At 73.1% G+C, this 23880-nt stretch carries 15 protein-coding genes; 10 read left to right on the forward strand and 5 right to left on the reverse strand.

Features of this window, described 5'->3' with window-relative positions; translation table 11 throughout:
* Positions 1-151 precede the first annotated feature (151 nt).
* From AB0411_RS14490 to AB0411_RS14500, 3 genes are all read left to right on the forward strand, one after another.
* The gene (locus AB0411_RS14490; RefSeq protein WP_366417610.1) at positions 152-3052 is read left to right on the forward strand and encodes a discoidin domain-containing protein; all 2901 of its coding nucleotides are present in this window, start codon (positions 152-154) and stop codon (positions 3050-3052) included.
* A 179-nt stretch (positions 3053-3231) separates the two neighbouring features.
* Positions 3232-7161, forward strand: coding sequence for an ABC transporter ATP-binding protein (locus AB0411_RS14495; protein ID WP_366417611.1), 3930 nt, complete (start codon positions 3232-3234; stop codon positions 7159-7161).
* 107 nt (positions 7162-7268) lie between these two features.
* On the forward strand, positions 7269-8687 hold the full coding sequence (locus AB0411_RS14500; RefSeq protein WP_366417612.1) for a S28 family serine protease: 1419 nt from the start codon (positions 7269-7271) through the stop codon (positions 8685-8687).
* A 113-nt stretch (positions 8688-8800) separates the two neighbouring features.
* Here the strand turns inward: AB0411_RS14500 and AB0411_RS14505 are convergent, their stop codons facing one another.
* The 3 genes from AB0411_RS14505 to AB0411_RS14515 all read right to left on the reverse strand — a co-directional run bounded on the left by AB0411_RS14505 (position 8801) and on the right by AB0411_RS14515 (position 12922).
* A complete protein-coding gene (locus AB0411_RS14505) occupies positions 8801-10633 on the reverse strand; it encodes a glycoside hydrolase family 3 protein (protein WP_366417613.1) in 1833 nt (610 codons plus the stop codon).
* Positions 10634-10795: 162 nt separating this feature from the next.
* Positions 10796-11698 (reverse strand): sugar phosphate isomerase/epimerase family protein, encoded by a 903-nt coding sequence (locus tag AB0411_RS14510; protein WP_366417614.1) that lies wholly within the window; start codon positions 11696-11698, stop codon positions 10796-10798.
* A 183-nt stretch (positions 11699-11881) separates the two neighbouring features.
* Entirely contained in the window at positions 11882-12922 is a 1041-nt protein-coding gene (locus AB0411_RS14515; protein WP_366417615.1) for a bifunctional helix-turn-helix transcriptional regulator/GNAT family N-acetyltransferase, read from the reverse strand.
* Positions 12923-13146: 224 nt separating this feature from the next.
* Here AB0411_RS14515 and AB0411_RS14520 point away from each other — a divergent pair, with 224 nt between their 5' ends.
* The 5 genes from AB0411_RS14520 to AB0411_RS14540 all read left to right on the forward strand — a co-directional run bounded on the left by AB0411_RS14520 (position 13147) and on the right by AB0411_RS14540 (position 20418).
* On the forward strand, positions 13147-14298 hold the full coding sequence (locus tag AB0411_RS14520; protein WP_366417616.1) for a Gfo/Idh/MocA family protein: 1152 nt from the start codon (positions 13147-13149) through the stop codon (positions 14296-14298).
* Entirely contained in the window at positions 14295-15500 is a 1206-nt protein-coding gene (locus tag AB0411_RS14525) for a dihydrodipicolinate synthase family protein (RefSeq protein WP_366417617.1), read from the forward strand. Before AB0411_RS14520 ends, AB0411_RS14525 begins: the two co-directional genes overlap by 4 nt.
* On the forward strand, positions 15497-16354 hold the full coding sequence (locus tag AB0411_RS14530; protein ID WP_366417618.1) for a sugar phosphate isomerase/epimerase family protein: 858 nt from the start codon (positions 15497-15499) through the stop codon (positions 16352-16354). Before AB0411_RS14525 ends, AB0411_RS14530 begins: the two co-directional genes overlap by 4 nt.
* Before the next feature lie 310 nt (positions 16355-16664).
* Entirely contained in the window at positions 16665-18950 is a 2286-nt protein-coding gene (gene recD2 / locus AB0411_RS14535) for an SF1B family DNA helicase RecD2 (RefSeq protein ID WP_366417619.1), read from the forward strand.
* 178 nt (positions 18951-19128) lie between these two features.
* Positions 19129-20418, forward strand: a complete 1290-nt coding sequence (locus AB0411_RS14540) for a citrate synthase (protein ID WP_086721535.1) — start codon at positions 19129-19131, stop codon at positions 20416-20418.
* Between the two features lie 483 nt (positions 20419-20901).
* Here the strand turns inward: AB0411_RS14540 and AB0411_RS14545 are convergent, their stop codons facing one another.
* Positions 20902-21189 carry a heavy-metal-associated domain-containing protein gene (locus AB0411_RS14545; RefSeq protein ID WP_366417620.1) on the reverse strand — a complete coding sequence of 96 codons (288 nt, stop codon included), beginning with the start codon at positions 21187-21189 and terminating at the stop codon, positions 20902-20904.
* 230 nt (positions 21190-21419) lie between these two features.
* Here AB0411_RS14545 and AB0411_RS14550 point away from each other — a divergent pair, with 230 nt between their 5' ends.
* Together AB0411_RS14550 and AB0411_RS14555 are read left to right on the forward strand one after the other, a co-directional pair.
* Positions 21420-22139, forward strand: a complete 720-nt coding sequence (locus AB0411_RS14550; RefSeq protein ID WP_366417621.1) for a DedA family protein — start codon at positions 21420-21422, stop codon at positions 22137-22139.
* Positions 22136-22702 (forward strand): GNAT family N-acetyltransferase, encoded by a 567-nt coding sequence (locus AB0411_RS14555; protein WP_366417622.1) that lies wholly within the window; start codon positions 22136-22138, stop codon positions 22700-22702. Before AB0411_RS14550 ends, AB0411_RS14555 begins: the two co-directional genes overlap by 4 nt.
* Positions 22703-22807: 105 nt before the next feature.
* Here the strand turns inward: AB0411_RS14555 and AB0411_RS14560 are convergent, their stop codons facing one another.
* The gene (locus AB0411_RS14560; RefSeq protein ID WP_366417623.1) at positions 22808-23839 is read right to left on the reverse strand and encodes a Gfo/Idh/MocA family protein; all 1032 of its coding nucleotides are present in this window, start codon (positions 23837-23839) and stop codon (positions 22808-22810) included.
* Positions 23840-23880: the final 41 nt, after the last annotated feature.

Below are 23880 nucleotides of genomic sequence, written 5' to 3' on the forward strand. Positions count from 1 at the left end.
AGAACACGGTCGGGCAAATTCGTGCCCATCGGCCCGTGACCCGAACGGGGGAACCGTCCTAGGGTGCCGTGCAGGCGGGGGCCTGATGATGTTCAAAGTGATGCCCGTGCCGCGGTCATGCGGCACGGGTGCGCGCATACGACGGAGAACCATGGAACATTCGGCACAGCACCCCGCAGGCCCGCCCCCGCGGCAGCCGGCGGAGCACGTTCCCGAGGCCGGGCAGCGCTCCGGCCCGGTGGCGCGCCGCTCCCGCAAACTGGCCGCCCCGCTGCTCGCCACGGCCCTGGTCGCGGTCCTCGCGCCCGTATCGGCCTCGGCCTCCGCACCGCGGCCCGCGCCCCGGCCGGCCGGCAGCGCCCAGGGCCCCTGCCTGAAGGGCGACGACAGCGACGGCTGGACCGCCACCAGCACCAAGATCGACCCCAAGGACAGCCACCACGCCTTCGTCGGCAACGGCTACCTCGGCCAGCGGGTGCCGCCCAACGGCACCGGCTACGCCGCGCCGGGCGGTACGACCGGCTGGCCGCTGAAGACCCCGGAGTACGACGGCTCCTTCGTCTCCGGTCTGTACGCCAAGGGGCCCAAGGACGTGAAGGGCCGGCAGGCCATCGCCGCCCTCCCCACCTGGAGCACCCTGGACGTCGCCACCGGCGGCGCGCACCCCGACACCTTCTCCTCCGCCACCGCGCCCGGCCGGATCTCGCACTACCGCCAGACCCTCTCGCTGCGCTGCGGCTTCGTCCGCACCTCGCTGACCTGGACGGCCGCCGACGGCCGCGCCACCGACCTGGTCTACGACGTGCTCGCCGACCGCAACGACGCCCACACCGGCGCCGTACGCCTGCGGATGACGCCCCACTGGAGCGGCTCGGCCACCGTCACCGACCGCCTCGACGGCCGCGGCGCACGCCGGATGGCACCGTCCGGCACCGGGTCCGCTGCCGCGGGCACGGACAGCGGCGGCAAGGAAACCGGCGGCAAGGAGCCCCGCGGCAAGGAAGCCGGCGGCGGGGAGTCCGGCCGCACCATGGACGTCGGGTTCCGCACCGACGGGACGAAGACCGAGGGCGCGGTCGCCTCGACCCTGCGCACCGGGCCCGGGGTACGCGCGGGCCGGCCCGGCCCCGCCCCGCGAGCGGAGGGGCTCGGCAACCGGCAGCGGGTGTCCTTCCCGGTCCGCGGCGGCCGCTCGTACGAGCTGACCAAGTACGTCGGCGTGGACACCGCCCTCACCTCCCGCTCCCCGCGTGCCGACGCCGACGCCGCCTCGCGCCGGGCCGCCGACCGCGGCTGGGACGCCCTCTTCGCCCGGCACGCCGCCGCCTGGCAGCGGCTGTGGCGCAGCGACATCGAGGTGAAGGGCCGGCGCGATCTGCAGTCCTGGGTGCGCTCGGCGCAGTACGGACTGCTCTCCTCCACCCGCGCCGGCAGCGGCAACAGCATCGGCCCCACCGGCCTGACCAGCGACAACTACGCCGGTGAGGTCTTCTGGGACGCCGAGACCTGGATGTACCCGGGCCTGCTCGCCGCCCACCCCGACCTCGCCAAGTCGATCGTCGACTACCGCTACAAGACCCGGGACGGGGCCCGCGCCAACGCCAGGAAGCTGGGCTACAAGGGGCTGTTCTACCCCTGGACCAGCGGCAGCAAGGGCGACCTGTGGAACGAGTGCCACAGCTGGGACCCGCCGCACTGCAAGACCCAGAACCACCTCATGGGCGACATCTCCCTCGCCACCTGGCAGTACTACCTCGCCACCAAGGACACCGCCTGGCTGAAGTCCCGCGGCTGGCCGGTCCTCAAGGGCATCGCCGAGTTCTGGGCCTCGCGGGCCACCCACAACGCCGACGGCAGCTACTCCGTGAAGAACGTCGCCGGCCCGGACGAGTACAGCAACGGCGTCAACGACGGTGTCTTCACCAACGCCGGCGCCGCCACCGCCCTGCGCCACGCCACCCGCGTCGCCGCCATCCTCGGCGAAAAGGCACCGGCCTCCTGGAAGACCATCGCCGACAAGCTGCGCATCCCCTACGACAGCAAGAAGAAGATCTTCGAGCAGTACGCCGGGTACAAGGGCACGACCATCAAGCAGGCCGACACCGTGCTGCTGATGTACCCGCTGGAATGGCCGATGTCGCAGACCCGGGCCGCCCGCACGCTGGACTTCTACGCCGGGCACACCGACCCGGACGGCCCGGCCATGACGGACTCGGTGCACGCCATCGACGCGGCCGGGATCGGCGAGCCCGGCTGCTCGACGTACACCTACCTGATGCGGTCCATCCAGCCGTTCGTCCGCGGGCCCTTCGACCAGTTCTCCGAGGCGCGCGGCGACAAGGCCGGAGCCTCGGACCCGCACGCCGGCAAGCCCGCACAGGACTTCCTCACCGGCAAGGGCGGCTTCCTGCAGACCTTCACCCACGGGCTGACCGGGCTGCGGCTGCGGGAGAACGCGGTGCGCCTGGACCCGATGCTGCCGCCGCAGCTGTCCCGGGGCGTCACCCTGCGCGGTCTGCACTGGCAGGGCCGGACCTATGACATCGCGATCGGCGCGCACCAGACCACCGTGCGGCTGACCGCCGGTGCGCCGATGCGGATCGAGACGCCGGAGGGCGACAAGATCGTCAGCCGGGGGGTGCCGGCCGTCCTGAAGACCCGCCGCCCGGACCTCGCGGCGACCTCCAACGCGGCCCGCTGCACCTCCGCCGAGGCCACCTCCGAGGAGCCCGGTCTGTACGCGGGCGCCGCGGTGGACGGCAACGCCACCACCGCCTGGGTGCCCGACTCGGCGAACGGCACCCTCACCGTCGACCTCGGCCGGACCACCCGCGTCGGCCAGATCACCCCGCACTGGAACGCGACCCGGCCCGCGTCCTACCACGTGCAGGTCTCCCGGGACGGAAAGCACTGGTCGGGGACCGGATATGCGGGAAAGACGCCGGCCCGGTACGTCCGGGTCGTGGTGCACGGTGACCAGGCCAAGGGGAAGGACGGCAAGCCGAAGCCGCATCCGGGCATCTCGGAGCTGACGGTGGAGCGGGTGAAGTAGCCCGCTCGGGAACACCGGCGCGGACGGCCCCCTTCCGGACCACCCGGGAGGGGGCCGTCCCGCGTGCGGACACCTGCGGGGAGCACCGGCCCGGCCGGTGAATTGTTGCGGCGGGATGAAATCCGCCCCCCGCGGTGTTGGTGCCAGGCGTCAAGTGTCGAGGGCGCAGGAGGCACCGGGTGGCGGGGACGGACAACAAGCGAGTGGGCTGGGCGCGGCGGCTGATCCGCGACTGCTGGCAGTACCGGAAGGACGTGCTGCTCGCCCTGGGGTCCTCGCTCGCCGGGATGGCCGTGCTGGCCCTGGTCCCCCTCGTACCGAAGCTGATCATCGACGACGTCATCGTCACGCACGAGCGCGCCCTCGGCCCCTGGGCCGGCCTGCTGGTCGTCGCCGCGGTCGTGGTCTACGTCCTCACCTACATCCGCCGCTTCTACGGCGGCCGGCTCGCCCTGGACGCCCAGCACGACCTGCGGACCCGGATGTTCGGCGCGATCTCCCGGCTCGACGGGCGGCGCCAGGACGAGCTGAGCACCGGCCAGGTCGTCGGCCGCGCCACCAGCGACCTCCAGCTCATCCAGAGCCTGCTGTTCATGCTCCCGATGATGATCGGGAACGTCCTGCTGTTCGTGATCTCGCTGGTCGTGATGGCGGTGCTCTCGCCGATGCTCACCGTCATCGCGCTGGCCGTCGCCCCCGCCCTGTGGTTCATCGCCCAGCGCAGCCGCGCCCGGCTCTTCCCCGCCACCTGGTACGCCCAGGGGCAGGCCGCCGCCGTCGCCGGTGTGGTGGACGGCGCGGTCTCCGGCGTCCGGGTCGTCAAGGGCTTCGGGCAGGAGGAACAGGAGACCGGCAAGCTGCGCGAGGTCAGCCGCCGGCTGTTCGCCGGCCGGCTGCGCACGGTCCGGCTCAACGCCCGCTACACCCCCGCACTGCAGGCCGTACCGGCGCTCGGCCAGGTCGCGATGCTGGCCCTCGGCGGCTGGATGGCCACCCAGGGACAGGTCACCCTCGGCACCTTCGTCGCCTTCTCCACCTACCTCGCGCAGCTGGTCGGCCCGGTCCGGATGCTGGCGATGATGCTGACCGTCGGCCAGCAGGCGCGGGCCGGCGTGGAGCGGGTCTACGAGCTGATCGACACCGAGCCGTCGATCACGGAGCGGCCGGACGCGCACGAGCTGCCCGCCGGCGTCCCGGCCACGGTCGTCTTCGACCGGGTGACCTTCGGCTACGCGCCGCTGCACGACGGCGCCGGTCCCGCGGACGGTCCCGCCGAGGACGCCCCGGCGGGCGACGGGCCCGCGGGGGCTGCGAGCGACGACCGCCCCCTGCGCCCCGTCCTCGACGACTTCTCGCTGCGCATCGAGGCCGGTGAGACGGTCGCCGTGGTCGGCACCTCCGGCAGCGGCAAATCCACCGTCTCGCTGCTGCTGCCCCGCTTCTACGACGTCTCCGCGGGCCGGGTGCTGGTCGGCGGCCACGACGTGCGGGACCTGACCCTTCCGTCGCTGCGGGCCGCCATCGGCCTGGTGCCCGAGGCCAGCTTCCTGTTCTCCGACTCCGTGCGCGACAACATCGCCTACGGCAATCCGGACGCCACCGACGAGCAGGTGCGCGCCGCGGCCCGCGCGGCCCAGGCCGACGGCTTCATATCCGAGCTGCCCCAGGGCTACGACACCAAGGTCGGCGAGCAGGGGCTGACCCTGTCCGGCGGCCAGCGGCAGCGCGTCGCCCTGGCCCGCGCCATCCTCACCGACCCCCGCCTGCTGGTCCTGGACGACGCGACCTCCGCGGTCGACGCCCGGGTCGAGCACGAGATCCACGAGGCGCTGCGCGGCGTCATGGCCGGCCGCACGACCCTGCTCATCGCCCACCGCGCCTCCACCCTCGCCCTCGCCGACCGGGTCGCCGTCCTCGACGGCGGGCGGCTGGTCGACATCGGCACCCAGGAGGAGCTGGCGGAGCGCTGTCCGCTCTACCGCAGGCTGCTGACCGACCCGGAGGAGCTGGGCGGCGTCGAGCGCGACCCCGCGGGCGAGCTGGCCGGGGCCCTCGACGGCGAGTTCGCGGCCGGCGTGCCGGACGAGGGCGCGGCAGTGGACGGCGACGGGCCCGAGGGCGCGGCCGACGGCGCGGCCGCCCGGCCCGGGCCGGGCGGCACCATCACCCCCGAGCTGTGGGTCCGCCGGGAGCAGGAGGCCGAGGCGGGCGGGGCCGGGATGGCGGCCCGCGCGGCCGTCGCGGCCGGGCCCGGCATCGGCGCCGCCATGGCCGGCCTCCCTGCCACCCCCGAACTCCTCGCCCAGGTCGCCGCGCTGCCGCCCGCGACGGAGACCCCGGACGTCGACGAGGAGCGGGCCGTGCGCCCCGAGCGCTCCTACGGACTGCGCCGGCTGCTGCACGGCTTCGGCGGTCCGCTGGCCTTCGCGCTGGCACTGGTCGCCCTGGACGCGCTGGCCGGGCTGCTGCTGCCGGTCCTGATCCGCCAGGGCATCGACGAGGGCGTCCGGCGCGGCGCGCTGGTCGGGGTCTGGACCGCCGCCGGGATCGCCCTGCTCGTCGTCCTGGCGCAGTGGGCCGCGCAGATCGGCGGCAACCGCATGACCGGGCGCATCGGCGAGCGCGTCCTCTACTCCCTCCGCCTCAAGATCTTCGCGCAGCTCCAGCGCCTCGGCCTCGACTACTACGAGCGCGAGCTGACCGGCAAGATCATGACCAGGATGACCACCGACGTGGACGCCCTGTCGACGTTCCTGCAGACCGGCCTGGTCACCGCCCTGGTCTCGATGCTCACCTTCTTCGGCATACTCGTCGCCCTGCTGGCCATCGACCTCCAGCTGGCCCTGGTCGTCTTCGCCACCCTCCCGCCGCTGATCATCGGCACCTACTTCTTCCGCAAGCAGAGCGTGAAGGCGTACGAGCTGGCCCGCGAGCGGATCAGTGTGGTCAACGGCGACCTCCAGGAGAGCGTCGCCGGGCTGCGCATCGTCCAGGCGTTCCGGCGCGAGGGCCGCGGCACCGAGCGGTTCGCCGCCCGCAGCGACGCCTACCGCCGGGCCCGGGTGCGCGGCCAGTTCCTGATATCCGTCTACTTCCCGTTCGTCCAGCTGCTGTCGTCCGTGGCCGCGGCGCTGGTGCTGATCGTCGGCGCCGACCGGGTCGGCTCGCACACCCTCACCGCCGGTGCGCTGGTCGCCTACCTGCTCTACATCGACCTGTTCTTCGCCCCCGTCCAGCAGCTCTCCCAGGTCTTCGACGGCTACCAGCAGGCGTCCGTCTCCCTCGGCCGCATCCAGGAGCTGCTGCGCGAGCCGACCACCACCCCGGAGGCCGACCGGCCCCGCGACGTGCCCGCGCTGCGCGGCGACATCACCTTCGACGGGGTGCACTTCCACTACGGCGGAGGCGACGAGCCGGCGCTGGCCGACGTCGACCTGACCATCCCGGCCGGTCAGACCGTGGCCTTCGTCGGCGAGACCGGCGCCGGCAAGTCCACCCTGGTCAAGCTGGTCGCGCGGTTCTACGACCCGTCGGCGGGTGCCGTCCGTGTCGACGGCACCGACCTGCGCGAGCTGGACCTGACCGCCTACCGCCGCCGCATCGGCGTGGTCCCCCAGGAGTCCTACCTCTTCGCCGGCACCGTCCGCGACGCCATCGCCTACGGCCGCCCGGACGCCACCGACGCCGAGGTGGAGGCCGCCGCGCGGGCCGTCGGCGCCCACGCGATGATCGCCACCCTCGACGGCGGCTACCTCCACGAGATCGCCGAGCGCGGCCGCAACCTCTCGGCCGGCCAGCGCCAGCTGCTGGCGCTGGCCCGCGCCGAACTCGTCGACCCGGACGTGCTGTTGCTGGACGAGGCCACCGCCGCCCTGGACCTGGCCACCGAGGCGGTCGTCAACCAGGCCACCGACCGCCTCGTCGGACGCCGCACGACCCTCGTCGTCGCCCACCGCCTGACCACCGCGGCCCGCGCGGACCGCGTGGTGGTGCTCGACCGCGGCCGGATCGCCGAGGACGGCAGCCACGCCCAACTGCTGGCCCGCGACGGCCGCTACGCGGAGCTGTGGCGCACGTTCACCGGCGAGGAGGAGGAACTCGCGGCCTGAGGGGCCCCGCGCCGTGAGCCGACCCGCCGAAACGTGCCAGGGTCTGGTGGCCCCCTCCCCGCGCCGATAGGTTCAGCCCGACCTTTGCTATCCCAAGGGGAGGGTGCATGCGCAAGGCCACCAGATGGCTGCTGTCGCTCGCGGTGCTCATAGGCACGGCGGGAGCCGGCAGCGCGCCGGCGGGAGCGGCCACCGCCGCCGAGCCGAAGACCGGGGACATCAAGGACCGGATCCTGTCGATCCGGGGCATGAGCCTCGTCGAGGAGAAGCCGGTCGACGGCTACCGCTTCTTCGTCCTGAACTACACCCAGCCGATCGACCACCGGCACCCGTCGAAGGGGACCTTCCAGCAGCGGCTGACCCTGCTGCACAAGTCGGTCGACCGCCCGACGGTGTTCTTCACCTCCGGCTACAACGTCAACACCACGCCGTCCCGCAGCGAACCCACCAAGATCATCGACGGCAACCAGGTGTCCCTGGAGTACCGCTACTTCACCCCGTCGCGGCCGTCGCCCGCCGACTGGAAGAAGCTGGACATCCGGCAGGCCGCCGACGACCAGCACCGCCTCTTCACCGCGTTGCACCGGATCTACGACAAGAACTGGATCGACACCGGCGGCAGCAAGGGCGGCATGACGGCGACGTACTACCGCCGCTTCCACCCGCACGACATGAACGGCACCGTCGCCTACGTCGCGCCCAACGACGTGCGCAACGACGAGGACTCGGCGTACGACCGGTTCTTCAAGACCGTCGGCACCGCGCAGTGCCGCGTCGACCTCGCCGCCATCGAGCGCGAGGCGCTGGTGCGCCGCAAGGAGATGGTCGCCCGCTTCCAGGCCTGGGCCGACAAGGAGAAGCAGACCTTCCGGACCGTCGGCAGCGCCGACCGGGCCTATGAAGTCATGGTCACGGACCTGGTGTTCGGGTTCTGGCAGTACCAGCCGGCCGAGACCGCCTGCGCCGAGGTGCCCAAGCCGACCGTCTCCACCGACGACCTGTGGAAGTGGATGGACAAGGTCGGCGGCTTCGACAGCTACACCGACCAGGGCATGGAGCCGTACACGCCGTACTACTACCAGGCGGGCACCCAGCTCGGTGAGCCCGGCTACCGCTATCCGCAGCTGGCCGGCCTGCTGAAGTACCCCGGGATCAACAACTCCCGGTCGTTCGTGCCGAAGGACATCCCGATGCGCTTCGACAAGCGCGCGATGCCCGACATCGACCACTGGGTGCGCCACCACGCGAACCGGATGATGTTCGTCAACGGCCAGTGGGACCCGTGGAGTTCGGAGCACTTCGAGGTCGGCAGGGGTGCCCGGGACTCGTATGTCTTCACCGTGCCCGGCGGCAACCACGGCTCGAACATCGCGAAGCTGCCGGAGGCCGACCGCACCAAGGCCACCGCCGAGCTCCTGGACTGGGCCGGCGTCCAGGCCCCCGGCGGCCGGGCCACGTCACTGGCGCCGTACGACAAGCAGCTGGACAAGCAGGAGGTCCGGCGGATGCCGATGCTGCGGCCGTGAGGCCGTGAGGCCGTACGTCGCCGCCGGGCCGGAGCGCCCGGTGGCCGCGGTGCGGTGATGCGGGGCGGCGCGCTCCCCGGGGACCAGGGGAGCGCGCCGTGTCCGTCCGCCGGTCAGTACGTCAGGCCGTGGCCGATCCGGTAGAGCTCCTGTGCCGGGGCGTCGGCGCGCGGTATCGCGACGGGCAGCCGGCCCGCCGGATTGCGCCGGCCGGCGATCACCCGGGCCGCGGCCCGCAGCTCGACATCCGTCCACGAGTAGCTCGCCAGGGCCGCCCTGACGCCGTCCAACTGGGCGATGTCGTACGGGTTGCGGACCGCCAGCTGCACCACCGGCTTGCCCGTGGCCAGCAGCGCGGCGACCAGCGCCCGCTGCCGCGAGTCCGCGGTCACGTTGTACGTCGCCACCACCGCCGCGTCCCGCTCGCCGAGCGCCGCCACCGCCTCGTCGATCCCCCGCTGGGTCGGGGCCGTGCCCGTGGAGAGCGCGGTGGCCGTGAAGCCCAGCTCGGTGAGGGTCCTCGCCAGGACGGCGGTGGGCGGTCCGCCGGTGCCGGACGGCGCGGCCGCATCGACGCCCGCCACCAGCACCCGGCGCTCCCGCCGCCGGGACAGCGGCAGGACCCCGCCGTCGTTGCGCAGCAGCGTGGTGGTGCGGTCCGCGATCCGGTCCGCGGCGTCGAGGTGACTGCGGATGCCGACCACCCGGTCCACCGCGCGGTGGGTGGTGTACGGGTCCTTGAACAGCCCGCGTCTCTCCTTGAGCAGCAGGATGCGCATCAGCTTGGCATCGAGCTCCCGCTCGGTCAGCTCGCCGTCCCGCAGTGCCGTGAGGACGGCGGCGTGCGCGACGGCGAGGTCCGGCGGGTTCAGCAGCTGGTCGACACCGGCCTTGAGGGCGAGCACCGGCACCCGGGCGTCGCCGTACTTCTTCCGGACGCCCTCCATGCCGAGGGAGTCGGTCACCACCACACCGTCGTAGCCGAGGCGTTCGCGCAGGATGCCGGTGAGGATCGGCCGGGAGAGGGTGGCCGGGTCCTCGCTCGGGTCGAAGGCCGGCACCACGATGTGCGCCGTCATGATCGAATCGATTCCGGCGGCGATCGCGGCCTTGAAGGGCGGCGCGTCCAGCCGCTCCCACTCCTCGACGCTGTGGTGGATGTACGGCAGTCCGACATGGCTGTCGGTGTCGGTGTCGCCGTGCCCGGGGAAGTGCTTGGCGCAGGAGGCGATCCCGGCGCCCTGATAGCCCTTCACCTCGGCGGCGACCATACGGGCCACGGCCTGCGGGTCCGCGCCGAAGGACCGGACGCCGATGACGGGGTTGGCGGGGTTGACGTTGACATCGGCGTCCGGCGCGTAGTCCTGCCGGATGCCCATGGCGTACAGCTCCTGGCCGGCGAGGGCGGCGGCCGTGCGGGCGTCGTCGCGGGAGCCGCCCGCGCCGAGCGCCATCGCCCCGGGGAGGAGCGTCGCGGGCGCGCCGACCCGGGCCACTATGCCGTGTTCCTGGTCCGTGGAGATCAGCAGCGGGACGGGGACGCGCTGGGCGGCGGCGGCCTTCTGGATGCCGTTGGACAGGTCGGCGATCTGGTGCGGATCACGGGTGTTGTGCGCCCAGCCGAAGTAGATGATGCCGCCGACGTGGTATTTGGCGATCAGCTCGGCGGCGTTGGCGACCCCGATCTCCTTCTGGTTGGCGGTGGCATCGGCCGGGTCGGGGTCGGTGGCGGAGTGCCCGTAGATCCGCATGACGAAGAGCTGTCCGGCCTTTTCCTCCGGTGACATACGGGAGATGAGGCGGCGCAGCCGGGCCCGGGTGGCGGCGGAGGGGGCGGGGGAGTCGGCGGGGGAGGGCGGCTGGGCTCCGACGGCGGGCGCGGCGGCGGTGCCCGCGGCCGCGGCGGCAGCGGCGGCGGTGGTCAGGACGGTACGTCGGGAGGGCATGTGCGCTCCTTCCGGAGGGCTTCCTCGGCTCATTGAAGGAAACTTCCAAGGAGACACGGATAGCCGGAAAACTATTGTCGGTCAATGACTCCATGCGCGGTGGCGCCCAGGTATTGCGCGGCGGGCGGGGATATGTGATGGGGCGTCGGGCGCGGCCCGGGATCAGGAGGCGGCGGGCCGGTCGAGGAGCCGTTGGAGGTGGGCGCGGCCCGGGGCCAGGAGGGCGGGGAGGTCGGCCGCCTCCGGGTACCAGCGCTTCTCGTACTCCCAGCAGAGCCAGCCTCCCGCGCCCTGGTCGTAGGTGCCCTCGGGAGCCGGCACCGGGCCGTGGGCGTCCGCGGGCTCCCGGCTGAGGGTGGCCAGCGCGGCCGCCAGCGGGAGGGTGCCGGCGCCGAGCGGCAGGGGGGTGCGCTCCTCGGCCGAGGCGACGTCCTTGACCTGCACATAGCCCAGATGCGGGGCGAGCGCGGCATGGGTGTCGACGGGCTCCTCGCCGCCGAGCCAGCTGTGCAGCACGTCCCACAGCGCCCCGACCCGGCGATGGCCCACCAGGCCCAGCACCCGGGCGGCGGCCGCGCCGGTCCGGTGCGAGTCATGGGTCTCCAGCAGGACCCGGACGCCCCGCTCGGCCGCCAGCGGCGCCACCGCCGCGAGCCGGCGGGCGGCATCCGCGTCCGCCTCCGCCGCCGGGCGCTCCCCGCCGCCGGGGAACACCCGGACGTACGGCGCCCCCAGATCCGCGGCGAGGTCCACCAGGCCGGCCAGCTCCCGCGCCAGCTCCTCCTCGCCCGCCGCCTCCCGGGCGGCCGCGACCTGCGCATATCCGGCGACGGCGAGGATCTCCACGCCGGCGTCCGCGAACTGTCCCCGCACCGCGGCCCGTTCCCGTGCCCCGAGCCGCGGATGCACGGGCTCCTCCGGATGCGCCCGCAGCTCGACGCCCTGATACCCGGTGTCCGCGGCCAGCTGCAGCACCTCGGCCACCGGCATCCCCGGCACCCCGAGGGTCGAGAACGCAAAGCGCGTCGCGGGGGTCCTGTCGTCCGTGCGGTCCGTGGTGGCCATGGCTGCGCTCCTTCGTGTCGCCCGTGTCGGCTACGTCGTCGCTGTCCTTCCCGTCCTTCCCGGCCTGCGCGCTTTCATCGCCCTCCCGACCGCACCGTCACCCGCCCCTTCGCTGCGTCAGCCGCCTCCCCACGGCGTCGGCCGCCCGGTCACCGCGTCAGCCGCCGTTTGTGTCGGCCCCCGTCACAGCGTCAGCCGCCAGTCCTGGCCGACCAGGTCCTGTCCGAAGCTGTGGTGCGGCGACTCGGAGACCAGCTCGAAACCGGCCCGCTGGTAGATGCCGCGGGCCGCGCCGAGGACGGAGTTGGTCCACAGCACCATCTCGCCGTACCCGGCGTCCCGCGCGAACTCCACACAGCTGTCGACGAGCCGACGGCCCGCGCCGTGGCCCCGGGCGCCCGGCTCCACCAGCAGCAGCCGCAGCCGGGCGACCCCCGGCCTGCCGTCGCGTACGCACATCACCGCGCCCACGCGCTCGCCGCCCAGCTCCGCTATCCAGGTGCGGTCCCAGCGCGGGTCGAAGTCCTCGGCGTACTCCGCGACGATCCGGGCCACCAGCGCCTCGTAGCTGAGGTCGAAGCCGTACTCGTCGGCGTAGAGGGCGGCGTTGCGCTCCACCATCCAGCCGAGGTCCCCGGGGCCGGACGTGCGCAGCGAGACCTCCGGCGCGCGGTCCCCGGGCGGCCGCCGCGCCGCCTCGTCGTGCTGCTGCGCGTCCTCGTCGAGCAGGACGTGGATGGTGCGCATCGCGTCCATCAGGCGGGCGCGGTCGGCGGCCGGCAGTCGCCGCAGCAGCGACCCCGCGGCGTCCTGGGAGCGCTCCTCCAGCAGCCCGGCAGCCTTCCGGCCGCCCTCGGTCAGCGTGATGCGCTGCCGCCGGGGATCCTGCTCGGACCGGCCGCGGGTGATCAGCTTGCGGTCCTCGAACTTGCCGAGCAGCCGGCTGAGGTAGCCGGCGTCCAGCGACAGCGCGGCGCGCAGGTCGGCGGCGTCCACCCGCGACTGGTGGGCGACTTCGTAGAGCACCCGGGCCTCGGTGAGGGTGAACGGGGTGTACAGATGCCGCCCGTAGTCGAGTGCACCGATCAGGTTCGTATAGAAGCGGTTGAATCCGCGCAGTTCACGGACGTCCGCCGGGGCGCCGGGCGGTGCCCCGCGCGAGCCGTCGGGCGGTGTGGCGGATGGCGTGTCGGATGGTGCATCGGATGGCGTCCTGGCGGTCATGGCCGGCCCCTCACCTTTGACTGAGTCAAGAGTAGGTCGCCGGGCCCGATCCGCACATCCCTCGTTCGTGTCATCCGTGCCGTCCCCCGCGCCGGCACCCGCCCCCCGCCCTCCGCTGCGCCCGTCCCGCTGTTCGAGTCCCGCCATGCGGTCTGGCGCCCGCCGTCCGGAAGGCGCTTACTGGAGCGGGACTGCCACCTGCCGTGTGCGAGAGGGGCCGGGCCGTGACACGCACGACCGTACGCATCGCCATGAACGGCGTGACCGGGCGCATGGGACAGCGCCAGCACCTGGTCCGCTCGCTCCTCGCCCTGCGGGAACAGGGGGGTCTCGCCCTGGCCGACGGCACGGTGATCTGGCCCGAACCGGTCCTCGTCGGCCGCAGTGCGCCCAAACTGCGGGCCCTGGCCGAACGGCACGGCCTGGAGCACTGGAGCTGCGACCTCGACGCCGTACTGGGCGACGACACCATCGGCATCTACTTCGACGCCCAGATCACCGCCGCCCGCGAGGAGGCCGTGAAGAGGGCGATCGCCGCCGGAAAGCACCTCTACGTCGAAAAACCCACCGCGAGCAGCCTCGCGGGCGCGCTGGAGCTGGCCCGGCTGGCCCGGGAGGCGGGCGTGAAGAACGGTGTCGTCCAGGACAAGCTCTTCCTGCCCGGCCTGCGCAAGCTCCGCCGCCTCGTCGAGGGCGGCTTCTTCGGCCGCATCCTGTCCGTACGGGGCGAGTTCGGCTACTGGGTCTTCGAGGGCGACTGGCAGGAGGCGCAGCGCCCCTCCTGGAACTACCGCGCCGAGGACGGCGGCGGCATCGCGGCCGACATGTTCCCGCACTGGGAGTACGTCCTGCACGAGTTGTTCGGGCCGGTCGAGACCGTCCAGGCGCACCTGGCCACCCACCTCCCGCGCCGCTGGGACGAGTCGGGCACCCCGTACGCGGCCACCGCCGACGACGCCGCCTACGGCATCTTCGAGCTGGCCGGCGGCATCGTCGCGCAGATCAACTCCTCCTGGGCGGTGCGGGTGCACCGCGACGAACTCGTCGAGTTCCAGGTCGACGGCACCGAAGGGTCGGCCGTCGCGGGCCTGCGCCACTGCCGCGTCCAGCACCGCGCCCACACCCCCAAACCGGTCTGGAACCCCGACCTGCCGGCCTCCGAGCCGTTCCGCGCGCAGTGGCACGAGGTCCCCGACAACGCCGACTTCGACAACGCGTTCAAGGTGCAGTGGGAGCTGTTCCTGCGGCATGTCGTCCGCGACGAGCCCTGGCGCTGGGACCTGGCGGCGGGCGCCCGCGGCGTCCGCCTCGCCGAACTGGGCCGCCGGTCCGCGGCGGAGGGCCGCCGCCTGGCCGTGGCGGAGCCGGGCCGGTGACCGCGCCCCAGGACCCCGCGGGGGCCGCGGCGGACCCCGCGGCCCCCGGGGCGCACCCCGCAGCGACCCGGACGTCCCCCTCCGCGCCGGGCACCGGCTCCGGCGCCCGCCCGGTCTGCGCGCACCCCCCGCCGCGCTCCCGTACGGTCTTCGCCGCCGCCCATGTGGTCGCCGATCCCCACGCCGGCACCCCGGACGGCCCGGCCGCCGTCGACTGGGACGCCACCCTCGCCTTCCGGCACCACCTGTGGGCGCACGGCCTGGGCGTGGCCGAGGCGATGGACACCGCGCAGCGCGGTGCGGGCCTGGACTGGCGCGCCGCGGCCGAGCTGATCCGGCGCTCCGCCGCCGAGGCCAGGGCCGTCGGCGGCCTGCTCGCCTGCGGCGCGGGAACCGACCAACTGCCGCCGCACGAAACCTCCTTGGACCGCATCCGCGGCGCCTACGAGGAACAGCTCGGGCTCGTCGAGGACGCCGGCGCCCGCCCCGTCCTGATGGCGTCCCGCCAGCTCGCCGCGGCCGCCACCGGCCCCGAGGACTACCGCGCCCTCTACGGCCACCTGCTGCGCCAGGCCGCCCGGCCGGTGATCCTGCACTGGCTGGGGCCGGTGTTCGACCCGGCGCTGGCCGGCTACTGGGGCAGCGGGGACCCCGACGCCGCCACGGAGACCCTCCTCGCGATCGTCGCCGGCCACCCCGGAAAGGTCGACGGCGTCAAGGTCTCCCTGCTGGACCCCGCCCGGGAGGTGGCGCTGCGCCGCCGGCTGCCGCGGACCGTGCGCTGCTACACCGGCGACGACTTCCACTACCCGGAGCTGATCGCGGGCGACGACCACGGCGCCAGCCACGCGCTGCTGGGCGTCTTCGACCCGCTCGCCCCTCTCGCCGCCGCTGCCGTGCGCCTCCTGGACGGCGGGGACACCGCGGGGTTCCGGGCCGCCCTGGACCCCACCGTCGCGCTCGCCCGGCACCTCTTCCAGGAACCCACCCGCCACTACAAGACCGGCATCGTCCTGCTGGCCTGGCTGGCGGGCCACCAGCCCCACTTCACCATGGTCGGCGGCCTGCAGTCGGCCCGCTCCCTGCCCCACCTGCGGCGCGCCCACCAACTGGCCGACCGGCTCGGCCTGTTCCCCGACCCGGAGCTCGCCGCCCACCGGATGCGCCGGCTGCTCGCCGTCCACGGGGCGCAGGACGCATGAACGGCGCCACCCCCTGCCTCCTCGACCGGCTCAGCCTCAACCAGGAGACCGTCCGGCAGTGGTCGCTGCCCGAACTGGCCGACGGCTGCGCCCGGGCCGGTGTACGGGGCGTGGGCCTGTGGCGCGCCCCGGTGCGGGAGTACGGGGTGGCCGCGGCCGCCCGGCTCGTACGGGACGCCGGGCTGCGGGTCACCAGCCTGTGCCGGGGCGGCTTCCTCACCGCGACGGACCCGGCAGGGCGGGCCGCCGCCCTGGACGACAACCGGGCGGCCGTCGACGAGGCGGCCGCTCTGGGGACCGACACCCTGGTCCTGGTCTCGGGCGGCCTGCCGCCCGGCAGCCGGGACCTCCCCGGCGCCCGGGAGCGGGTCGCCGACGCACTGGCCGTACTGGGCCCCTACGCCGAGCGGCGGGGCGTCCGGCTGGCCCTGGAGCCCCTGCACCCCATGTATGCGGCGGACCGCTGCGTGGTCTCCACCCTCGCCCAGGCCCTGGACCTCGCCGAGCGGTTCCCCGCTGGGCAGGTGGGCGTGGTCGTCGACACCTACCACCTGTGGTGGGACGACACCGTCGGCACGCAGATCGCCCGCGCCGGCGGCAGAGGCGGCGCCGCGTCCCGGATCGCCGCCTTCCAGCTCGCCGACTGGATCACCCCGCTGCCCGAGGGCGCCCTGCTGGGGCGCGGGCAGCTCGGGGACGGCGCGGTGGACCTGCGGTGGTTCCGCGAACGCGTCGAGGCGGCCGGCTACCGGGGGCCGGTCGAGGTCGAGATCTTCAACCCGGCGCTGTGGGCGCGCAACGGCACGGACGTGCTGGCCGAGATCGTGGACCGCTTCCGCACCCACGTCGCATGACGGGACGGGGCACCGCGCACGCCGCACGACCAGGCCCTGTGCACGCCGCCCGGCGGGACGCGGCGCGCCGCGCACGACGGGGCAGCGTGCACAGCCGGCGCCGGAGAAACAACTCAGCGGATGCGCGCAACCGTTGGCCGTCCACAAAGGTCATAGCTGACGCCGGTCCCGAAGGGGAGGGGCCCGGGGGGGACCCGGGACCGGCGTGGAGGGGGAATCGAGGGGCCCGACCATCGGACGGGCCCCTCGATGGTGCGCCGGAGCTCCCGCCTCCCGGCGCGCTGTCGGACCCCGGCGGTACGGTCGTTCCATGGTCAACGCAGCCGTGGTCGAAGGGGTCCTGGAGCGGATCACCTACGCCAACGAGGAGAACGGCTACACCGTCGCGCGGGTCGACACCGGCCGCGGCGCGGGCGATCTGCTGACCGTCGTCGGCGCGCTGCTCGGGGCGCAGCCGGGCGAATCGCTGCGCATGGAGGGCCGCTGGGGCTCCCACCCCCAGTACGGCAAGCAGTTCACCGTCGAGAACTACACCACCGTCCTGCCCGCCACCATCCAGGGCATCCGCCGCTATCTGGGCTCCGGCCTGATCAAGGGCATCGGCCCGCGGATCGCCGACCGCATCGTCGAACACTTCGGCACGGACACCCTCGACGTCATCGAGACCACCCCCGCCCGCCTGGTGGAGGTGCCGGGCCTGGGCCCCAAGCGCACGAAGATGATCGGCGCGGCCTGGGAGGAACAGAAGGCCATCAAGGAGGTCATGGTCTTCCTCCAGGGCGTCGGCGTCTCCACCTCCATCGCCGTGCGGATCTACAAGAAGTACGGCGACGCGTCCATCTCCGTCGTCCGCAACCAGCCCTACCGCCTGGCCGCCGACGTCTGGGGCATCGGCTTCCTGACCGCCGACCGCATCGCCCGGTCCGTGGGCATTCCGCACGACAGCCCCGACCGCGTCAAGGCGGGCCTGCAGTACGCGCTGTCGCAGTCCACGGACCAGGGCCACTGCTTCCTGCCCGAGGAGCAACTGATCGCCGACGCGGTGAAGTTGCTCCAGGTGGACACGGGCCTGGTCATCGACTGCCTGGGCGAGCTGGCCGCGGACCCGGAGGGCGTGGTGCGCGAACAGGTGCCGGGCGACGCGGAGGGCGCGCCGCCGGTCACCGCCGTCTACCTGGTGCCCTTCCACCGCGCCGAGATCTCCCTGGCCGGCCGGCTGACCCGGCTGCTGCGCACCGGCGAGGACCGGATGCCGGCCTTCCAGGACGTCGACTGGGACCGGGCGCTGGCCTGGCTGGCGCGGCGGACGGGTGCCGAGCTGGCCCCCGAGCAGCAGCAGGCGGTGCGGCTGGCGCTGACCCAGAAGGTCGCGGTGCTCACGGGAGGGCCGGGCTGCGGCAAGTCCTTCACCGTCCGGTCCGTCGTCGAACTGGCCCGCGCCAAGAAGGCCACGGTGGTCCTGGCGGCGCCCACGGGCCGGGCGGCCAAGCGGCTCTCGGAGCTGACCGGCGCCGAGGCCTCCACGGTCCACCGCCTCCTGGAGCTCAAGCCCGGCGGGGACGCCGCCTACGACGCCGACCGGCCGCTGGACGCCGATCTGGTGGTCGTCGACGAGGCCTCGATGCTGGATCTGCTGCTCGCCAACAAGCTGGTCAAGGCGGTGCCGCCGGGCGCCCATCTGCTGCTCGTCGGGGACGTCGACCAGCTGCCGTCGGTGGGTGCGGGCGAGGTGCTGCGCGATCTGCTCGCCGGGGGAGGGGCCGCGCGAGCGGGGTCCCCCCGGACGGAGTCCGGGGCAGTGCCGGACCGGGGTGGCCGGGTGGCGGGAGGGACCGTGCCGGCGGTCCGGCTGACCCGGATCTTCCGGCAGGCCCAGCAGTCCGGGGTGGTCACCAACGCCCACCGCATCAACTCCGGCGTCCCGCCCCTGACGACCGGACTGACGGACTTCTTCCTGTTCGCCGAGGAGGACGCCGAGGAGGCCGGACGGCTGGCGGTGGACGTCGCGGCCCGCCGGATCCCGGCGAAGTTCGGCCTCGACCCGCGCCGGGACGTCCAGGTCCTCACCCCGATGCACCGCGGCCCGGCCGGTGCGGGGGCCCTGAACGGCCTGCTCCAGCAGGCCGTCACCCCCGCCCGCCCCGATCTGCCCGAGCGCCGCTTCGGCGGCCGGGTCTTCCGCGTCGGCGACAAGGTCACCCAGATCAGGAACAACTACGAAAAAGGCCGCAACGGCGTCTTCAACGGCACGGTCGGCGTGGTCACCGCCCTGGACTCCGACGAGCAGCGGCTGACCGTGCGCACCGACGAGGACGAGGAGATCCCCTACGACTTCGACGAACTCGACGAACTCGCGCACGCCTATGCCGTGACGATCCACCGCTCGCAGGGTAGTGAGTATCCAGCGGTGGTGATTCCGGTCACCACCAGTGCCTGGATGATGCTGCAGCGCAATTTGCTGTATACCGCAGTGACCCGGGCAAAGCGCTTGGTGGTGCTGGTCGGCTCCCGTAAGGCGTTGGGACAGGCCGTCCGCACGGTATCCGCCGGTCGGCGGTGTACGGCGCTCGATCACCGGCTCGCCGGTGCGATGTGAGAGGTCACCCCTCTTTCCCATTCGGGGCGAAGGGGGGCAGGATGGGCACCCAGACGGCACTGAGTGCCGCAGACAGGCCCTATGGCCGACCCCGAGTGCACAACCAAGGCCCAAATGGGGGAAGGTATAGGCAGTCAGGGCACCTCGAAGAAGAGGCACAACGTCGGTGAGGGATGACGTGAGCGACAACTCTGTAGTACTGCGTTACGGGGACGGCGAATACAGCTACCCGGTCGTCGACAGCACTGTTGGCGACAAGGGCTTCGATATCTCGAAGCTGCGCGCCCAGACCGGTCTGGTGACCCTGGACTCCGGTTACGGCAACACCGCGGCGTACAAATCCGCGATCACCTATCTCGACGGTGAGAACGGGATTCTTCGTTACCGCGGGTACCCGATCGAGCAGCTCGCAGAGCGCAGCACGTTCGTCGAGACCGCGTACCTCCTCATCAACGGTGAGCTGCCCACCGTCGATGAGCTGGCGAACTTCAAGCAGGACATCACCTACCACACCCTGCTCCACGAGGACGTCAAGCGCTTCTACGACGGCTTCCCCCGGGACGCCCACCCGATGGCGATGCTGTCCTCGGTCGTCAGCGCGCTGTCGACCTTCTACCAGGACAGCCACAACCCGTTCGACGAGCAGCAGCGCCACATCTCCACGATCCGGCTGCTGGCCAAGCTCCCGACGATCGCGGCCTACGCGTACAAGAAGTCGGTCGGCCACCCGGTCGTCTACCCGAGCAACGACCTCGGGTACGTCGAGAACTTCCTGCGCATGACCTTCTCGGTGCCCGCCGCGGACTACGACCTCGACCCGGTGGTGGTCAGCGCCCTCGACAAGCTGCTGATCCTGCACGCCGACCACGAGCAGAACTGCTCCACCTCCACGGTCCGCCTGGTCGGCTCCTCGCAGGCGAACCTCTTCGCCTCGATCTCGGCCGGCATCAACGCCCTGTGGGGCCCCCTGCACGGCGGCGCCAACCAGTCCGTGCTGGAGATGCTGGAGGGCATCCAGGCCAGCGGCGGCGACGTCGACTCCTTCATCCGCAAGGTGAAGAACAAGGAAGACGGCGTGAAGCTCATGGGCTTCGGGCACCGCGTCTACAAGAACTTCGACCCCCGCGCGAAGATCATCAAGGCGGCGGCGCACGACGTCCTCTCCGCGCTCGGCAAGTCCGACGAGCTGCTGGACATCGCCCTCAAGCTGGAGGAGCACGCGCTCTCCGACGACTACTTCGTCGAGCGCAAGCTCTACCCGAACGTCGACTTCTACACCGGCCTGATCTACCGGGCCATGGGCTTCCCGACTGAGATGTTCACCGTGCTCTTCGCGCTCGGCCGGCTGCCCGGCTGGATCGCCCAGTGGCACGAGATGATCAAGGAGCCCGGCTCCCGCATCGGCCGCCCGCGGCAGATCTACACCGGTGTCGTCGAGCGCGACTTCGTGCCGGTCGAGGAGCGCTGACCTCTTCGAGGCCGGCCTCGAAGCAGAAACGAGAAAGCGCCCCGCCTCCGGATCCCCCCACGGGTCCAGAGCGCGGGGCGCTTCCCCTTTTCCCGGTTGGATTCCCCCCACGGGATCCGTCCGGGCGTTCCGGGTTGCACCGCGATCTGCCGGGACGCGCACATTCGGGAGGGCCGCTCAAAGCTCCCCGGGCGCGTCGCCCCGGCCACGCGTAGCCGGGCACGATCCCCCAAGATCTGCACGGCTGTTGCAGTGCAAGCCCCGCCGGGGTGCCTGCACTGCCCGGTTAGACTCACGACCCCCCTCAATGGTTACGTTCCCATGAGTGTGATCTGGGTCTCTTGCCATATGGGGGCGAATGCGGTCAAGGGCCTCGATTTGGAGATCGAGGCCCTTGGGTATGGGTGTTGTGTCAGTTGTAAGGGCCGTGTGAAATTTTCCGGGCACGGGCCGCCGGCAACTGCGGAGGCCGCGGGCGACGCCTCAGGCCGCCTGCCCCACGAGTTCGTAGCCGGCCTCGTCGACGGCCGCCCGCACCGCGTCCTCGTCCAGCGGCGCCTTGGACGTGACGGTCACCAGGCCGGTGGCCGCGACCGCCTGCACCGAGCTCACCCCGGCGAGTTCGCCGATCTCGGACGACACCGCCCCCTCGCAATGGCCGCAGGTCATGCCGGTGACCCGGTAGGTGGTGGTCACCTCGCCGACCTGGACGTCGGTGCCGCCGGAGTGGCAGGAGTCTTCGGGGGTGCAGCAGGAGCTGTTCTCGGCCATGGGGGATTCTCCTTGTGGTGCCGATGTGTTCCGTGTGGTGCCACGCGCCGGGAAGCCGCGGCGTGCCGTGAGTGGCTCCGGCGACTGCCGCCGGCTCCCCACCCTCGGCACTCTATACCCCTAGGGGGTATCAATCCAGCATCCGTGGCGCGCTCACCACGTTGCCGCACGCCCCACCACGCGTCAGCCTGGGGATGACGGGCTCGGGGCGGATCCGAGGAGGCGGCCGTATGGACGTACTCGCCCTCTACGGCCTGCTGGTGCTCACCACGCTGCCACCCCTGATCCCCAACTCCGCCCTCCTTGTCACGACCGGAGTACTCGCCTCCCGGGGCGAGGTGTTCCTTCCCCTCGTCCTCGTCGTCGTCGGGGGCAGCGCCCTGCTCGGGGACCTGCTCATGTACCTCGCCGCACGGCGCTTCGGCGGGCCCGTGCGCGCCTGGATGCGCCGCAACCCCCGCCGCCGCGCCCTGCTGGCCTGGACCTCCCACCGCATCCAGCGCTACGGCCTGCCCTTCGTCATCGTCGTACGGTTCCTGCCCAGCGGCCGGATCGTCGGCGCCCTGGCCTCCGGGGTCCTGCGCTACCCGCTGCGCACCTACGCGCTCGGCGCCGCCGTCGCCGAGGCGACCTGGGCCACCTACTCGGTCGGCCTCGGCTACCTGGGCGCCGCCACCACCGGCCGCCCCCTCTACGCCGTCGTCATCGGCTTCGGCGTCTCCTGCGCGGTCGCCGCCGTCGGCGCCGCGATCCAGTGGGCCACCCGTCGCCGCGCCCTGCACGAACCGCCGGAGGAGGGCGGCGAGGACGAGGGCGGTGGAAGGGCCGAAGGGGGCGGCGGAGGCCGGGGCGAGGGGCCGGGTGAGGGATGGGGTGAAGGGCGGGGCGGCCGGGCCTCGGCCATGGTGTCGGCACGATTGTCAGTGGGCGGCCCTACAGTGCAGACATGACGCTGATTACGGAGAGTGAGGGCTCTGATGTGCTGCGGGTGCGCATCGAACCGTGGACGCCGGCCGATCTCGCACTGCTGCGCAGGACCAACGCACCCGAGATGACCCACCACCTGGGCGGCCCGGAGACCGAGGAGCAACTGCTCGCCCGGCATGCCCGCTACCTCGACCTGTGCGGGGCGGGGCAGATGTTCCGCATAGTCCTCGGCCCCGAGGACACGGTGGTCGGATCCATCGGCTTCTGGGAGCTGAACCTGCGGCAGGAAACGGCACACGAGCGGGCGGACCGGTCGGCGTGCGAGACGGGCTGGGGCGTGCTGCCGGAGTTCCAGGGCCGGGGCATCGCCGTGGCGGCGGCGCGCGAGGTCATCGCGGCGGCCGGAGCCGAGGGCCGCTACGGCTCGCTGCACGCCTTCCCCTCGGTCGACCACGCCGCGTCCAACGCCGTCTGCCGCAAGGCGGGCTTCGCACTCGTGGGGGAGCGCCCCTTCGAGTACCCGAAGGGGCGCATGATGCGGTCCAACGAATGGCGGCGGGATCTGGCGGGAGAGGGGGAACGGTAGGGGCGGCGGCGCCGGCGGGCGGGGCGCGGGCGGCGGCGGCGGGCGCCCCGGCGGCGGACCGGCGTCAGAGACGGCCCGCCCGGACGGGCCCCGCCCGGACGGGGCTCACCCGGCCGGGGCCGCGCTCCCGGACGGGGCCCGGACGTCCGCCACCATGACCGGCTCGCCGGTGCGTCGCGAGCGCTCGCACGCCTCGGCGACGTAGAGCGCCTCCAACGCCTCGGCGGGCGAGCACGGGCTCGGTGCCCGCCCCGCCGCGACCTCGGCGAAGACACCCAGCTCGGCGACGTACGCGTCGTGGAAGCGCTCCATGAACGTCGCGTACGGGTCGGCCGCCCGTCGCCACGACAGCTTCGCCTCGGCGGACGGCAGCGGAGCCCGGTCGTCGAGGCCGACGAAGCGGGCGCCCTCGGAGCCGCACACCTCCAGCCGGACATCGTGGCCCGCCCCGTTGTAGCGGGTGGCCGTGACGGTGGCCAGGGTGTCGTCGTCGAAGCGCAGCAGCGCCGCGCAGGTGTCCACGTCGTCGCCGTCGGCGAAGAAGGGCGCGCCGCGGTTGGCGCCCTGCGCGAAGACCGAGACCACCTCGCGGCCGGTGAGCCAGCGCAGGATGTCGAAGTCATGGATGCTGCAGTCCCGGAACAGCCCGCCGGAGGTGGGGATGTACGCGGCGGGCGGCGGCGTCCGGTCGCTGGTGCAGGCGCGCAGGGTGTGCAGCCAGCCCAGCTCGCCGGAGCGCAGCGCCTCGCGGGCGGCGAGGTAGCCCGCGTCGAAGCGGCGCTGGAAGCCGATCTGCACGGGCACGGAGCCGGCCCGGGCCCGCTCCACCACGGCGACCGTGCCCGGTACGTCCAGCGCCACCGGCTTCTCGCAGAACACCGGCACCCCGGCGTCCAGGGCCTGGTGGATCAGCGCGGCGTGTGCGCTGGTCGCGGCGGTGATCACCACGCCGTCGAGGCCGTCCGCGTACATCTCGCCGATGCTCGCGGCGGACCGTACGCCCAGGGCCTCGGCCAGCGACGCGGCGCGTGCGGTGTCCGCATCCGCGACGACGAGGTCGGTGACGCCCGGGACGCCCCGCAGGGTGCGGGCGTGGAACGCGCCGATGCGCCCGGTGCCGATCAGGCCGATCTTCATGCCTCGGTTCCTTTCCGGGAGGGACGTGCGGACGCGCGCAC

Origin of the sequence: Streptomyces angustmyceticus (assembly GCF_040701845.1) — a bacterium.
GTDB classification, from domain to species: domain Bacteria; phylum Actinomycetota; class Actinomycetes; order Streptomycetales; family Streptomycetaceae; genus Streptomyces; species Streptomyces angustmyceticus_A.

Coding starts and splice junctions, on each gene's coding strand:
- AB0411_RS14555 (WP_366417622.1), top strand. CDS start 22,136: ATGACGCTGATTACGGAGAGTGAGGGCTCTGATGTGCTGCGGGTGCGC.
- AB0411_RS14550 (WP_366417621.1), top strand. CDS start 21,420: ATGGACGTACTCGCCCTCTACGGCCTGCTGGTGCTCACCACGCTGCCA.
- AB0411_RS14510 (WP_366417614.1), bottom strand. CDS start 11,698: ATGGCCACCACGGACCGCACGGACGACAGGACCCCCGCGACGCGCTTT.
- AB0411_RS14505 (WP_366417613.1), bottom strand. CDS start 10,633: ATGCCCTCCCGACGTACCGTCCTGACCACCGCCGCCGCTGCCGCCGCG.
- AB0411_RS14545 (WP_366417620.1), bottom strand. CDS start 21,189: ATGGCCGAGAACAGCTCCTGCTGCACCCCCGAAGACTCCTGCCACTCC.
- AB0411_RS14530 (WP_366417618.1), top strand. CDS start 15,497: ATGAACGGCGCCACCCCCTGCCTCCTCGACCGGCTCAGCCTCAACCAG.
- AB0411_RS14515 (WP_366417615.1), bottom strand. CDS start 12,922: ATGACCGCCAGGACGCCATCCGATGCACCATCCGACACGCCATCCGCC.
- recD2 (WP_366417619.1), top strand. CDS start 16,665: ATGGTCAACGCAGCCGTGGTCGAAGGGGTCCTGGAGCGGATCACCTAC.
- AB0411_RS14500 (WP_366417612.1), top strand. CDS start 7,269: ATGCGCAAGGCCACCAGATGGCTGCTGTCGCTCGCGGTGCTCATAGGC.
- AB0411_RS14560 (WP_366417623.1), bottom strand. CDS start 23,839: ATGAAGATCGGCCTGATCGGCACCGGGCGCATCGGCGCGTTCCACGCC.
- AB0411_RS14490 (WP_366417610.1), top strand. CDS start 152: ATGGAACATTCGGCACAGCACCCCGCAGGCCCGCCCCCGCGGCAGCCG.